At 57.5% G+C, this 14,547-nt stretch carries 7 protein-coding genes; 4 read left to right on the forward strand and 3 right to left on the reverse strand.

What is annotated here, in order from left to right; all coding sequences use genetic code 11:
• Positions 1-11: 11 nt before the first annotated feature.
• Positions 12-6,974, forward strand: a complete 6,963-nt coding sequence (locus D8779_RS10720) for a DUF5801 repeats-in-toxin domain-containing protein (protein WP_205895814.1) — start codon at positions 12-14, stop codon at positions 6,972-6,974.
• Between the two features lie 103 nt (positions 6,975-7,077).
• On the opposite strand, the gene D8779_RS10725 is transcribed toward D8779_RS10720, so the two are convergent.
• On the reverse strand, positions 7,078-7,950 hold the full coding sequence (locus D8779_RS10725; RefSeq protein ID WP_136664483.1) for a DUF6685 family protein: 873 nt from the start codon (positions 7,948-7,950) through the stop codon (positions 7,078-7,080).
• A 225-nt stretch (positions 7,951-8,175) separates the two neighbouring features.
• Here D8779_RS10725 and D8779_RS10730 point away from each other — a divergent pair, with 225 nt between their 5' ends.
• Together D8779_RS10730 and D8779_RS10735 are read left to right on the forward strand one after the other, a co-directional pair.
• The gene (locus D8779_RS10730; protein ID WP_136664484.1) at positions 8,176-8,397 is read left to right on the forward strand and encodes a DUF2835 domain-containing protein; all 222 of its coding nucleotides are present in this window, start codon (positions 8,176-8,178) and stop codon (positions 8,395-8,397) included.
• Between the two features lie 80 nt (positions 8,398-8,477).
• Positions 8,478-9,512 (forward strand): quinone-dependent dihydroorotate dehydrogenase, encoded by a 1,035-nt coding sequence (locus D8779_RS10735; RefSeq protein WP_136664485.1) that lies wholly within the window; start codon positions 8,478-8,480, stop codon positions 9,510-9,512.
• A gap of 81 nt (positions 9,513-9,593) precedes the next feature.
• Here the strand turns inward: D8779_RS10735 and rmf are convergent, their stop codons facing one another.
• Complete coding sequence (gene rmf, locus D8779_RS10740; RefSeq protein ID WP_090255928.1) at positions 9,594-9,809, reverse strand: ribosome modulation factor; 216 nt, start codon at positions 9,807-9,809, stop codon at positions 9,594-9,596.
• Between the two features lie 425 nt (positions 9,810-10,234).
• Here rmf and rlmKL point away from each other — a divergent pair, with 425 nt between their 5' ends.
• Entirely contained in the window at positions 10,235-12,508 is a 2,274-nt protein-coding gene (gene rlmKL / locus D8779_RS10745) for a bifunctional 23S rRNA (guanine(2069)-N(7))-methyltransferase RlmK/23S rRNA (guanine(2445)-N(2))-methyltransferase RlmL (RefSeq protein WP_136664486.1), read from the forward strand.
• Between the two features lie 57 nt (positions 12,509-12,565).
• On the opposite strand, the gene mnmC is transcribed toward rlmKL, so the two are convergent.
• A complete protein-coding gene (gene mnmC, locus D8779_RS10750; protein WP_136664487.1) occupies positions 12,566-14,545 on the reverse strand; it encodes a bifunctional tRNA (5-methylaminomethyl-2-thiouridine)(34)-methyltransferase MnmC2/FAD-dependent 5-carboxymethylaminomethyl-2-thiouridine(34) oxidoreductase MnmC1 in 1,980 nt (659 codons plus the stop codon).
• Between the last annotated feature and the right edge of the window lie 2 nt (positions 14,546-14,547).

The following is a 14,547-nucleotide window of genomic DNA, read 5'->3' on the forward strand; positions in this document are numbered from 1 at the left end:
AGTTTAATAGCGTGTTTGGTGCAGACGGTGCAGCAGCCGGTGATGCCGGCACGGTGTACAGCTTGGCGCTTAGCGGTGCCAATGTACCGAGTGGTTTGTTTGCGGTGGACGCGAGCGCGCCGCTGGGTAAAGGCGAGCAGATCGTCCTGAATCAAGTGGGCAACGTGGTCACTGGCAGCGCCGGTGGCGTTGCGTATTTCACCCTGACCATCAACCCGGTTACCGGCGCGGTGACCCTGGGACTGCTGGACAATATCTGGCACGCGGACACCAGCAATGCGGATGACAGCCAGTTGCTGAGCTTGGCTGAGGGCGCACTGCTGCTGACCCAGACCGTCACCGACGGTGATGGCGACAGCGACAGTGTCTCGATTGACCTGGGCGCCGCCGGTGCCTTTAGCTTTGAAGATGATGGCCCAACCGGCGGCAGTGTTGTTGCTGCGGTCGTTCTGGATGATGAAGGCCTTGCCGGCGGCATTAATGGCGGCCCAGGCGATGTCGCGGGTGCTGCGACCAGCACCAGTGGGAATTTGGCATTTAATGCCGGTGCTGATGGTCTCAAATCCATCGCGCTTAGCGGTCCGCTGAGTCTGGGGTCGGAGGCCGTGACATCCAACTGGGATGCATCAACCAATACCCTGACCATCAGTTCTGTCCGCGGTGCATTGCTGACGGTGGTGCTCACTGATCCAGCCTCTGGCGCCTACACCATCAATCTGTTGCAACCGCTGATGCATCCGGTCAGTGGCACCGAAGACGATATCACGCTGAACATCGGCTACACGGTGACTGACGGGGATAACGACTCGGCCACGGGCTCGTTGGTCGTGACGATTGATGACGATACCCCGACCATTCAGGCCGGGAATATTGGAGTGACCTCCTTTGTCACCTTCCAGGGCTCCGATGCTGGCTTCAGCAACTCCTATGGCTATTACAACAAGGCGCCAGATGGCTCACCAATAGACGGCAAAGTGATTTGGGCCAATGTGCATGCTCAATCTGTTGGCGATGTGGGTGATCTCAGTGGCCTAGACCCAGCTAATACGGGCTTCTTTATCATCCCTAACGGCGGGGCCAATGCCGGCCTGGCTAATGGCTCTGTCGTGACCTTCGAGCTTGTCGCGGGTCAGTGGCAGGCCAAGCTGGGTGGTGTGCCGTTGGTGGGGGCTGATGGCGCCAATGTGCTGTTCAGTGATGCCAGCTTGAACCCTGGTGGCTCGCACCTGCAGGACACCGGTAGCGCGGGTAATCAGAACTGGGAAGACAAAACTCTCACCTCGGACTACGACTACAACGATGTCAGCGCCAATGTCACCTGGGGTTCAGCGCTGCAGGTTGATGAGTCGGCCTTCCATATTGATGCAACGGCTAACTTCAGTGGTGTGTTCAATGTGCAACCGGGTGCCGATGGTCTGCAAAGCTTGACCTACAACCTGAGTGTGCAGAACGCCAACTCGGGCCTGGTCGATACCGAAACCAACCAGGCGGTGATCCTCAGCTTCAATGCGGGGGTTATTGAAGGCCGCACCTCTGGCACAAACCAATTGGTATTTACCCTGAGCGTCGATGCAGCAGGCACCGTTACTCTCGATCAGATTCGCTCCATCGTTCACCCTACCGGCGACCCAGACGAAGCCAAGTTCTTGGGCGCGGGGCATATCAGCTTGAATGCCGTCGTGACCGATGGGGATGGTGATCAGGCCAGCGCCAGCCTTGATATCGGTACAGTCATCAGTTTCAAAGATGACGGCCCAAGTGTGCTACCGAATGCCCTGGTGCAACTGGACGACGATGCTCTGGCCAACGGCATTCCGGGGGGCGTGGGTGACGATGCGGATTCGATCAACGCCAGCGGCACGCTGGGCCACAGCTTCGGTGCGGATGGTGCGGGTAGCCTGCAGTGGCTGACCACTGGTGCTCCAGCCGGCTTCACCTATCAAACTTCAGGCAGCTCACTGCTGGTCAAGCAGGGAGCCACCCTCGTTTTGACTGTGACGCTTAATCAATCGACCGGCGCATACACAGTTACCCAAAATGCGCCTATCCAACATGCCACGGCTGATCAGGAGAACAACCAAGCCTTTACCCTGAGCTATCAGGTGACTGATAAGGATGGAGACAGCGCCACTGGCACCTTATCGCTCAATATTGACGATGACACCCCGCAAGCCCAAGACGACACTGCCACAGTACAAGCCTCGCAAGGTAAGGACTTCAATGTAGCCTTTGTGCTGGATTTCAGTGGCAGCATTGATAACACCGAGCTGAACACCATGCTGCAGGCCGTACGTGCTGCCGGGCAGGCATTGTTCAATGGCACCACAGGCGATGTGACGATCAAGGTCGTGGCCTTCTCCGGCACGGCGACTTCCTACGCCGCTGTTACCGACTATGCCGCTTTCTCGACTCTGATTGGCAGCCTCAACCCGGCTGAGACTGGAACTCGTCCGTTCAATGGGCAAACGGACTTTACTGCAGCGATTCAGGAAACCATGGGGGCCTACACCCCGGTAGCAGGGGCAAGCAACCAGGTGTTCTTTATCAGTGACGGTAACCCCAATGAGCAAACTGGCTCGGGTGGCAACTCGCTGAGCGATGCAACGGCTACAGCTTGGAGTGCCTTCGTTAATGGCTCTGTGGGTGTGAGCGTCACCGCTATCGGTGTAGGCAATGGCATCAATACCGCTCGCTTGCAGGATGTGGATCTGGATGGCGTTGGTGCGCCTATTCTGGTTGGCGACTTCAATGGGCTGGTCGACACCCTGTTGGGCCAGATTGGCGCTCTGGTTAGCGGCAATGTGCTGCTGGGCAGTGACGGCGTTGCTGGTGGCGGTGATGACGATGCCTTTGGCGCGGACGGCCCTGGTTATATCCAGTCCATCGTGATCAACGGCATTACCTATGTATGGGATGGCGCGGGCACTATCGATCCGAGCTCCGGGCCGAATATTGCCGGTAGCCAGCTGAGCAATATCACCACAGCTGAAGGCGGTAAGCTGAGCTTCAACTTCAGTACCGGGGCGTGGACCTATCAAGCGCCCTCAAATGTCGTCGGTGATAAAACCGAGACCTTCACCTACACCATCGTCGACAAAGATGGCGATCCATCCAGCGCTAACCTAACGGTATATGTTGAAGACACCAGTCCGATCATTGCGATGGTTGATGAGGATGAGTTGCCTGGTGGTATCACTGACAACGATTCGGTTAATACCGTAGCAACTGGCAGCCTCAGTAACTTGATCGTTGGCCCAGCAGTCTCTGCGCAGTTCAGTTTGTCTGCCGACACCAGCGGGTTGAGCGGTGCGTCTTCCGGCGGTGCTCCGTTGGTGTATAGCGTGGTCGGTAATCTGCTGACAGCGAAAGCCGGTGCTGCTGGTCCTGTTGTGTTCACGCTAGAGGTGCAAAGCAATGGTGACTATACCTTCACCTTGCTAAAAGCTCTGGATCACCCGCTGGGCAATGGCGATGACAATGAACTGCTGGTCATGGACTTTGCCAGCATCATTTTGGCCAGCAACGGCAGTAACCCTCTGCCTTTGGCTGGACAGTTCTTGGTTCAAATCGAGGACGATGTTCCTACCACGGGCGTCAATGCACCTGTGCAATTGGACGACGATGCGCTGGCCAATGGCATTCCTGGAGGAGTAGGTGACGACGCAGACTCGATAAACGCCAGCGGTATCCTGAGTCACAACTTCGGTGCCGATGGTGCAGGAAGCGTGCAATGGCTAACCACAGGTGCTCCGGGCGGCTTCACTTACGAGGCGGGTCCTGGTGGCTCGCTGCTGGTCAAGCAGGGTGGCGTAACTGTACTGACGGTGTCTCTCAACAGCGCTACTGGAGCCTATGGAGTTGTCCAGAATGCGCCGATTCAACACGCCACCGGTAATCAGGAGAACAATCAGGCCTTTACCCTGAGTTATCAGGTCACTGACAAAGATGGCGACAAGGCCACAGGCACCTTATCAATCAATGTCGACGACGATACGCCGCTGGCCAAGGACGATACCGCCGATGTGGTGGAAGGCCGCGGACAGGACTTCAACGTAGCCTTTGTACTGGACTCCAGCGGCAGCATCAGTAACAGCGAGTTCAGCACCATGATGAGTGCCGTGAAAGCGGCAGGACAGGCGTTGTACGCCGGTACTGATGGTGATGTGAAAGTAACGGTCGTGGCGTTCTCGTCGACTTCGCTGGCCTATCCATCGGTCACTACGTTGGCGTCTTTCAACGCCCTGATTGACAGCATCATTGCCAGTCGGCCGTTCAGCGGGCAGACCGATTTCACGGATGCGATCGAAGAAACCATGGCGGTTTACAGTCCGATACTTGGTTGGAGCAATCAGGTATTTTTCATCAGTGACGGTAATCCAAATCAGCAAACCGGCCCAGGTGGCACCTCGCTGACCACAGCCACTGCCACGGCCTGGAACAGCTTTGTCGACAATAACGGTATCAATGTCACCACCATTGGCGTTGGTGACGGCATTAATGCAGCTCGGCTGCAGGATGTTGATGTTGATGGCAGTGGTTCCCCCATCCTGATCAGCAACTTCAATGGGTTGATTGATACCCTGCTTAGCCAGTTGGTCGGTGGCCGTGTCAGCGGCAACGTGTTGTTGGGTAGCGATAATGCAGTCGGCGGCGGTGACGACGATAGCTTCGGGGCGGATGGCCCAGGGTATATCCAATCTATTGTCATCAATGGGGCGACTTACACTTGGAATGGAGTCGGAACTATCAGCGTGAGTGCCGGCGGCACTATCGTCGGTAGCCAGCTGACGGACGTAGCCACAGGCCTGGGCGGCAAGCTGAGTTTTAATTTCGCTACTGGCGCTTGGAATTATGTGGCGCCGTCGAGTGTGGCAGCCGACACGAGCGAGAGTTTTGGCTACACCATCGTCGACAAGGATGGCGACCCTTCCAGTGCTTCTCTGACCATCAATATTGAGGATGCCTCTCCGGTTATCGGTCGGGTGGACGAGGACGAGCTACCTGGCGGCATCACCGATGGTGACAGCGTGAATACTGTTGCCACTGGCAGTCTGGTTGATTTGCTGGTGGGGACCAACAGCGGGCAGTTCAGCCTGAATACCTCGCCCGCTATCATGCCGACAATAACCTCAGGCGGTGTCGCGGTCACTTATAGCTTCTCCGGTGACACCATGACCGCCAAGGCTGGTAGTACTGATGTGTTCACCCTCAAAGTGCTGAGCGATGGTACTTATACCTTCACGCTGCTGGGGCCACTGGATCACCCTAACGCTGGCACTAACGACAACGAAATTCTCACACTGAATCTGACCAATGCAATCAAGGCCAGCAATGGTGTGAATCCGTTACCGATTGCCGGCGATCTGCTGATCCAGGTTGAGGACGATGTACCTATCGCCTTTACCCCTGTGACTGCATTGCTGGTGGATCAGGTCAGTGAAATCCGTTCCATTACTGCGGATCTGCGCTTTGAAGCTTCGGCGGGTGCGGATGGCCCGGATCAGGTTAATTTCTCCATCGTGCAAGGCGCTGCTGCGCGGGATGCCAGTGGTAATCTGCTGAGCCTCAACGGTCAACAGCTGTACCTGTTCTATGGCAGCGATCAGTCGATTATCGAAGCCAAGACCAGTGCCAGTGGAACCCTCGGTTATCGCATCGATATGGATGCATCGACCGATAGCTACACGCTGACCACCTATGGTCCGATTGCCAATGGCACAGAAGTATCTGCCACCAATCTGACCGGTGTCGGTGGCGGTAACAGCGCCTTTAAAGGATTGATTGACATGGGGGGCACAACATTTGATGCCCTGCTGTCGAGCACTGCAGGACAGAGCATCAATACCAACAGTACTGAAATCGGGATTAGTGATGGCAACAGCATCAAGAATGGCGAGCAGCTGCGTATCGATCTGGTCAACGGCCTGGCCACGGGAGGTGCCAATGGCACCGGTTTCACCTACACCAGCCACAACACCACCAATCGCTTTGCGCAGAAAGTTGCCTGGGTCAGCCCGAGCGGTGCAGGTACCGCAACCTTCGTGATCGCGGTGCTGTTGGCCGACAATGACTACAGCTTTATTGGCGATGCTTCAGGTGAAACGACTCGTAACCTGGCTACCAGCAATATCCGCATTTACGCCATTGAAGGTGGCTTAGAAGTGGACAAAACCAGTCAGGTTACCCTCACTGATCTGGGCAACTCGATTCGTGTGACGGGTATGCAGGAAGGGTGGTGGTACGAAGTCAGCTCTGCCAGTAACTTCAGTGCTGTGCAGGTTGATGGCGGTAACGGGCAAACCTTCAAGTTGGGCCTCTTCGAATATGACCAGGCAAGCACCGGGCAACCCATTAGTCTTTCTCACAACATCGTAGGTATTGATGGGGACGGAGACAGCGTAAGCAGTGTGCTGAGCGCCATGTTGATTCCTGGCTCGCTGTCGGTGGATGGTACTGCCGGTGTGGATAACCTGGTTGGTACCGCTGGCGTCGACTACCTCTTCGGCTTGGGTGGTGACGACACGCTCAGTGGTTTGGCTGGCAACGATGTGCTGTCCGGTGGCGATGGCAATGACATCCTTATCGGTGGGCTAGGGAACGATATTCTCTCTGGTGGGGCGGGTGCGGATATCTTCCGCTGGTTATCAACCGATACTACAGGTGCTGATAAAGTGCTCGACTTCAAACCCAGTGAGGGTGACAAGTTGGATCTCACTCAGTTGCTGATTGGCGAGTCGTACAATGCCGGATCGCTAGATGACTTCCTTAGCTTCTCGGTAGTTGATAACAGCACCATTATTGCGGTTAGCCCTACAGCAGGCGGCGTTGCATCCACAACCATTGAGTTGACTGGGTTTAATGTGGCTGTTGAGTATGGTGTGACTCCGGGCGGTGGCGGCATCATTTCTGGAGGTGCTGATACAGCCAGTGTCATCAATGGGCTGTTGGGAGACAACGCCTTGCAGGTCGTGTGATGCCAGATTAGAAGGCACACTAAAGCCCGCAATCCTAATCAGATTGCGGGCTTTTTCTTACTCAGCTTCTTGGAGGCTTATTCGGATGGCGGCTATGTCGCGATTACAGCTGTTGCAGATACCCCACCACATCCGGCGCACCCGCCAGGCGTAGCCCTTCGCCCAGGGCCGTGGCTTCACTGGAGTGTTTGGGCAGCAGCAGAAACTCCGGTGAGCCTGGAGCCCCCATTAAAGAGAGGCGCGAGTAGGGCAGGCCGTTATCCAGCAGCAGCGCCATAAAAGCAGGGTCACTCCAAGCAGCATTGGGCATGCCCAGTACGTGATAGTGCTGCTGCAGGTTGCTGAGGCCTTGCTCGCTCAGGCGGTAGCTGCTGAGTTCAGCCGGTAGATTGACTTCAAGCTCACGTCGACGGGCATAAGCAATGGCGCAGGCGAAAGCCTCGCTATGGTGCTCGCCGGCCCAGAACACCCGATCACCACGCCAGCTGGCTTGACGCAGGGTAATGCGTTCACCTGCGAGAAAGCGCGGTAAGGCTTGGCTAATGGATTTAACGAAGTCTTTGTAGCTGATGATGCGTACCTGGCGGCACGGCTCGCTGGCGGCGAAAGCCTCGAAGCTGGCGTGGTTGGCTTGCAGAGGGTTACAGGTCGATAGGCCATCGATCATGCGCAGGTCGAACGATGCGAGTTGTTGTTCGTGCGCCTCAATAACGCCCACGAGCATGGCATGTGCCTGCGCTTTGTCTTCTTGAACTGGGCCGGAGAGTGCGCTGCGAGGTAAGTCTATAAGACGGTGTAGCTGTGGGCCGTCTTGCCAGCAGATGCTTGCACGCAAGTGTGGCAGCGGGTTGAACGGCAGGCGAAGCTGGCTGGCGCGTTCGAGTATCTGGCGTTGCCCACGGCCAATAAGGCCTAGCCGTTGCGCTAGGGCACCGATGCGTGAGCTGAGGGTAGAGGGCTGCTCAGACAGACTCATGGCCAGGTACGAACTCCGAAATCACCATTGCCAGTTTGGCAGAGCCTGTTGGGCGCTGCACAGGCTTTATCGGCCGTATCGACAGGTTTTTTATGGCCTGTCATCCATGTCTGGCCACTCTCTGAGTCAGCACGACAGACGTTTAAAATGGCTGCTGCCCATTTTTTACCGGGCACGTGTGCGGTATATGGCAAGATTGATGCAGTCAGTTGCAAAGGTGCCTCCATGCCCAGTTTGGTGTTTGATATCGCGTTACCGGCCGAGCGTTTACATGTCGTTTATCAGGGGCGCGCTAACCGGATATTAGTGCAAAGTCGCGATGGGCGGAGTGTCAGTGTGCCGGCCCACCATTTTCGGCCATTTCTGACCCATGAAGGTGTTTATGGTTCCTTCGCGCTCGAGTTCAGCACAACTGGCGAATTACTCAGCTTGCGTCGCTTGGACTGATACCGTCACGCGCCTCGCCTATCAGGTGCGCAGCCGGCTATAATCGCGGCCTTTGTAACTTTATCGAGCTAAGCCTGCCCATGTATACCCTGGCCCGCGAGCTGCTGTTCAAACTTTCCCCTGAAGCCTCCCATGAACTGTCCATCGACCTGATCGGTGCCGGCGGTCGTTTGGGGCTTAACGGTTTACTGACTAAGAGCCCGTCTTCATTGCCAGTCAAGGTGATGGGGCTAGATTTCCCCAATCCGGTCGGGTTGGCTGCTGGGCTGGATAAGAACGGCGATGCTATCGATGGCTTTGCTCAATTGGGCTTTGGCTTTGTCGAGATTGGCACCGTGACGCCGCGTCCGCAGCCGGGTAACCCCAAGCCGCGTTTGTTCCGTCTGCCTGAGGCTGAGGCGATCATCAATCGCATGGGCTTTAACAACCACGGCGTTGATCACCTGCTGGCTCGCGTACAAGCCGCCAAATACAAGGGCGTGCTGGGTATCAACATCGGCAAAAACTTCGATACCCCGGTCGAGAATGCAGTGGATGATTATCTGCTGTGCCTGGACAAGGTCTATCAACACGCCAGCTATGTGACGGTCAACGTCAGCTCGCCAAATACTCCAGGGCTGCGCAGCCTGCAGTTTGGGGACTCGCTCAAGCAATTGCTTGAAGCCCTGCGCCAGCGTCAAGAAGACTTGGCTGCGCAGCATGGCAAGCGTGTACCGCTGGCGATCAAAATTGCGCCGGACATGAGCGATGAAGAAACCATCGAAGTCGCCAATGCGCTGGTTGAAGCCGGCATGGATGCGGTGATCGCCACCAACACCACGCTGAGCCGTGAAGGTGTGCATGGTCTGGAGTGTGCCGATGAAGCCGGTGGGTTGTCTGGCGCGCCGGTGCGTGACAAAAGCAGCCATATTGTCCAGGTACTGGCCAGCGAGCTGAAAGGCCGTTTGCCGATTATTGCGGTGGGCGGGATTACCGAAGGCAAGCATGCGGCCGAGAAGGTCGCGGCCGGTGCCAGCTTGGTGCAGATTTATTCGGGGTTTATTTACAAAGGGCCGGCGTTGATTCGCGAAGCGGTCGATGCCATCGCCGCGTTACCGCATAAAGTGCAGAGATAAAAAGGGCTCCCTGAAGGAGCCCCTGGGCTCGCGCCCGCCGCTCGGATGGAGCGTGCTTGGTGAAGTCGGTAGGTTCCTGAATCAGCCGACAGCGTGAAGTTCGTTGAGTCGATGGATACCGGCGGTGCCGGTCATGCCGTCCCAGTTGTCACCGCGTCCTTCGCGCCAGCCGTTCAACCAGGCTTGGCGGACTGAGGGGAGGGTAAATGGACAAAGCTCGCGGGATTTACCACTGATGCCGTATTGATAGCCGCGCAAAAAAGCTCTTTCTAATGGATCACGCTTAAGTCTTCTCATAGGGTGAAGCCCTCAATGTTGACTGTTATGTCCCTTAGACCTTGTCGCAAGGTCAGGCAGAAATGGTCTGCCTTGTGGAGTCCGCTGCCGGCGTCGCGAGCCTCCTTGCCAGCACCGTTGCAGTGATGGCCTGAGGTGATTTCTAACCAATGCGCGGGTGGCTGTGAATGACCGTTTTGTCATAAGCCCGTAACCTTTTTGCGGGTCAGGCCATAAGGGCCTTGGTAACCACTCAGGTTTCTTGCTGTAGCGCCTATGCTGTGGGCGTATGTACTGGGTGTGCTGGTGTTTTGCTATCGCGAATGAATTGCGATTGAGACTGTTGTTTATTCCGACGAAGGGTCGCGTTACGAGGCTTCGTCACTTATTTTGGCTGTGCGGATTTATCCATGCGGCGCTTTTTGCCTTAGGCACTGGAAACTCTCATGTCGGATCGTTACGAACTCTTCCTTACTTGTCCCAAGGGCCTGGAAGGCTTGCTGCTTGAAGAAGCCAGCAACCTCGGCCTTGAAGAGGCGCGTGAACACACCTCGGCCATTCGTGGCATGGCCGACATGGAAACTGCCTATCGCCTGTGCCTGTGGTCGCGCCTGGCCAACCGTGTGCTTTTAGTGCTCAAACGCTACAGCGTGCAGGACGCCCAGAGCCTCTACGAAGGCGTGCTGGAGGTTGACTGGTTCGAACACCTGGAATCCAACGGCAGCCTGGCCGTGGAATTCAGCGGCAACGGTTCTGGCATCGACAACACACACTTCGGCGCCTTGAAGGTCAAGGATGGCATCGTCGACAAGTTGCGTCTGAAAGACGGCACACGCCCTTCGGTCGACAAGCTCAATCCGGACATGCGCGTGCATCTGCGTCTGGATCGCGGTGAAGCAATTCTTTCCCTCGATTTGTCTGGGCACAGCTTGCACCAGCGCGGTTATCGCCTGCAGCAGGGTGCGGCGCCGCTCAAGGAAAACCTCGCAGCAGCCGTGCTGATTCGCGCGGGTTGGCCGCGCATTGCCGCTGAAGGCGGCGCGCTGGCTGACCCGATGTGCGGTGTGGGTACCTTCCTGGTAGAAGCGGCGATGATCGCCGCCGATGTGGCGCCGAACCTGACCCGCGAGCAGTGGGGTTTCAGCAAGTGGCTGGGCCATGTGCCGGCCTTATGGAACAAGCTCCAAGCTGAAGCCCAGCAGCGCGCCGAAATTGGCATGGCCAAGCCGCCGCTGTGGATTCGCGGTTACGAGGCCGATCCACGGCTGATCCAACCGGCGCGCAATAACATCGACCGTGCGGGTTTGAGTCACTGGATCAAGGTGTATCAGGGCGAAGTGGCGACCTTTGAGCCGCGCCCGGATCAGAACCAGAAGGGTTTGGTGATTTGTAACCCGCCGTACGGCGAGCGTTTGGGTGATGAAGCCAGCCTGTTGTATCTCTACCAAAACCTCGGCGAGCGTTTGCGCCAGGCGTGCATGGGCTGGGAGGCCGCGGTGTTTACCGGCGCGCCCGATCTGGGCAAACGCATGGGTATTCGCAGCCACAAGCAGTACGCCTTCTGGAACGGCGCATTGCCGTGCAAGCTGTTGCTGATCAAGGTGCAGCCCGAGCAGTTTGTCACCGGCGAGCGCCGCACCCCCGAGCAGCGTGAACGCGAGCGTGAGCAAGTAGAAGCCGACAAGGCACCACTTGAGCCGCTAGAGCGTCAGTACAACAAGAACGGCAACCCGATCAAACCAGCGCCGCCTCCAGCACCTGTTGTCGAGCTGGCACGCTTGAGCGAAGGCGGGCAGATGTTTGCCAATCGTCTGCAAAAAAATCTTAAACAGCTGGGCAAATGGGCGCGTCGTGAAGATGTGCAGTGCTACCGCCTGTATGACGCCGACATGCCGGAATATTCCATGGCGGTGGATGTGTATGGTGATTGGGTGCATGTGCAGGAATATGCCGCGCCCAAGTCAATTGATCCTGAGAAAGCCAAATCCCGCATGTTTGACGCCATCGCCGCGATTCCACAAACGCTGGGTGTCGACAAGAACAAAGTGGTACTCAAGCGCCGCGAGCGTCAGAGCGGCACTAAGCAGTACCAGCGTCAGGCAACTCAGGGTGAGTTTCTGGAAGTCAGCGAGGGCGGCGTGAAGCTGCTGGTTAACCTCACCGACTACCTGGATACCGGGCTGTTCCTCGATCACCGTCCGTTGCGACTGCGCATCCAGAAAGAGGCGGCCGGTAAACGTTTCCTCAACCTGTTCTGCTACACAGCTACAGCTACCGTGCATGCGGCCAAGGGCGGCGCTCGTACCACCACCAGTGTTGACCTGTCCAAGACCTACCTGGATTGGGCGCGGCGCAACCTATCGCTCAATGGTTATTCAGACAAAAACAAGCTGGAACAGGGCGATGTGATGACCTGGCTGGCCGATGATCGCGGTGAATACGAGTTGATCTTTATCGATCCGCCGACTTTCTCCAACTCCAAGCGTATGGAAGGTATCTTCGACATCCAGCGCGACCACGTGCAGATGCTCGACCTGGCTATGGCGCGTTTGGCTAAAGACGGTGTGCTGTACTTCTCCAACAACTTCCGCAAGTTCGTGCTCGATGAGAGCCTGGCCACGCGCTATCAGGTTGAGGACATCAGCGAGTCAACCCTCGACCCGGACTTTGCCCGTAACCAGAAAATCCACCGCGCTTGGCGCATCAGCCTGCGCGGCTAACAACGCAGTGGCTGTTGGCGCGCCTGTTCTCAGGCGCGCACGCGATGCGATGCAGTGTTAGGCCTTGTTGCGGATTAGCGTGCGCAAGGCGAAGCGGTTGGGGTGGCAGGCGTGCGCCACGTCGGCCGCGACGGGCAGCGGCTCGTCGTTGAGCCAGGCGGCGATCAACTCACCGGACAATGGTGCGGTGATCAGCCCGCGGGAGCCATGCCCGCTGTTGATGTACAAGCCTTCCAGCCAGGGGCAGGGTGTGTCTGGCACCTGGCGAGCGTCTTTGCTCAGCACCGCATAGGCTTCGGCAAAAGCGTCGCTATCGGCCAGTGGCCCGACAATCGGCAGGTAATCCGGGCTGGTGCTGCGGAACGCGGCGCGGCCTTGTAGTTGCTCGGGCTCGAGTGTCGCAGCATTAAGTGCGCAGGAAAGCTCAGGCGATATCTCGTCCAATAACAGCAAATTGCTTAGGTGGTCGGCGCCGTTCAGCGCTAGGTCGTCGCTGTTGAAGTCAAAACTCGCTCCCAGCGTGTGTTCATCCAGGCGCGCCGGGGCAACATAGCCTTCAGCGCACACCACGGTGCTTAACGCGCGGCTGGCCTCGGTGGCTGGCAGGCAACTGATCTGGCCGCGGATTCGTTTCAGGGGCAGGTCTGCACTCTGGCTGAAGTCCTTGATCCCGGCAGCGCCGGCCAAGATCACCACGCTCGCGCTGGCCAGCAGTTGCTCGCCATTCCAAGCTTGCCAGTGGTCGCCTTCACGGCGCAGTTGCAAGGCTTCCTGATGCAGTTGTAGGTGGATATTGGGCTGTTGGCTCAGTAGCTCACACAGCGCTGGCGGATGCACCCAGCCCGCCTCTGGATAGAACAAGCCACCCGCAGGCAGGGGGATGCCGGCTTTGGCTGCGGCGGCGCTTCTGTCCAAATTCGTCAGCAGATCGGCCGGGAAGGCCGCCGCAAGCTGCGTCTGGCGCTGTGCTTCTTTTGCATCGAAAGCCAGCTGCAACACGCCGCAGTTATCCCAGTCAGTCCCCCTACGCAGGCGCTCCAGCAGCCTACGCGTATGCCCAAAACCACTGACGATCAGGCGCGACAGCGTGGTGTGGTGGGCCGACAGTTTAAGGTAGAGCACGCCTTGTGGGTTGCCGGACGCTTCCTGGGCAATGGCGTGATGGCGCTCCAATAGGGTGACCTGCCAGCCGCGCTGAGCCAGGCTGGCTGCAGTCGCGCAACCGGCCAGGCCTGCGCCCACGACGAGGGCGTGGCGGGTGCCAGCAGGCTGTGGTGGCCGAATAAACCAAGGTTTTACAGTCGCTGTGGTGCTGCCGAGATACACGCCTTTAAGCACTTCCCATTTTTTCCCAAGGCCCGGCACACGCTTCATCTTGAAGCCGGCTTCGTTCAGGCGGCGACGGACATAACCGGTACTGGTAAAGGTACCCAGGGTGGTGCTGGCATGGGACAGTCTGGCCAGCTCAGTAAAGAGTTCGGGGGTCCACATATCCGGGTTTTTTGCCGGCGCGAAACCATCAAGAAACCAGGCGTCTACCTTAGCGTCCAGTTGCCCCAGTAGCTCCAGCGCATCGCCAATCAACAGGGTGAGGATGATGCGACCATTGGCAAAAACTAAGCGTTGAAAGCCTGGGTGCAGCGCCACGTATTGCGCCAGCAGCTGCTCGGCGTAAGGCTCAAGCTCTGGCCACAAGGCCAACGCACGGCGTAAGTCGGTCTGGTTTAGCGGGTATTTTTCCACGCTGACAAAGTGCAGGCGCGCGCCAGGCGCGGCGTGTTGTTCGAACAGCTGCCAGGCGCAGAGGAAGTTCAAACCGGTGCCGAAGCCGGTTTCGCCGATCACCAGCTGCTGGTCTGCCGTCAGTGCGGCGAAGCGCTCCGGTAGCTGGTTGTTGGCGAGAAACACATAACGGGTTTCGGCCAGGCCATTTTCGTTGGAGAAATACACGTCAGCGAATTGGCTGGACAGGGGTTGACCCTGTTCATCCCACTCAAGGCGGGCTTGCTGGTGTGGTGCGTCTGTGGCTGCGGGCATGT

The organism is Pseudomonas leptonychotis, from assembly GCF_004920405.1.
Taxonomy (GTDB): domain Bacteria; phylum Pseudomonadota; class Gammaproteobacteria; order Pseudomonadales; family Pseudomonadaceae; genus Aquipseudomonas; species Aquipseudomonas leptonychotis.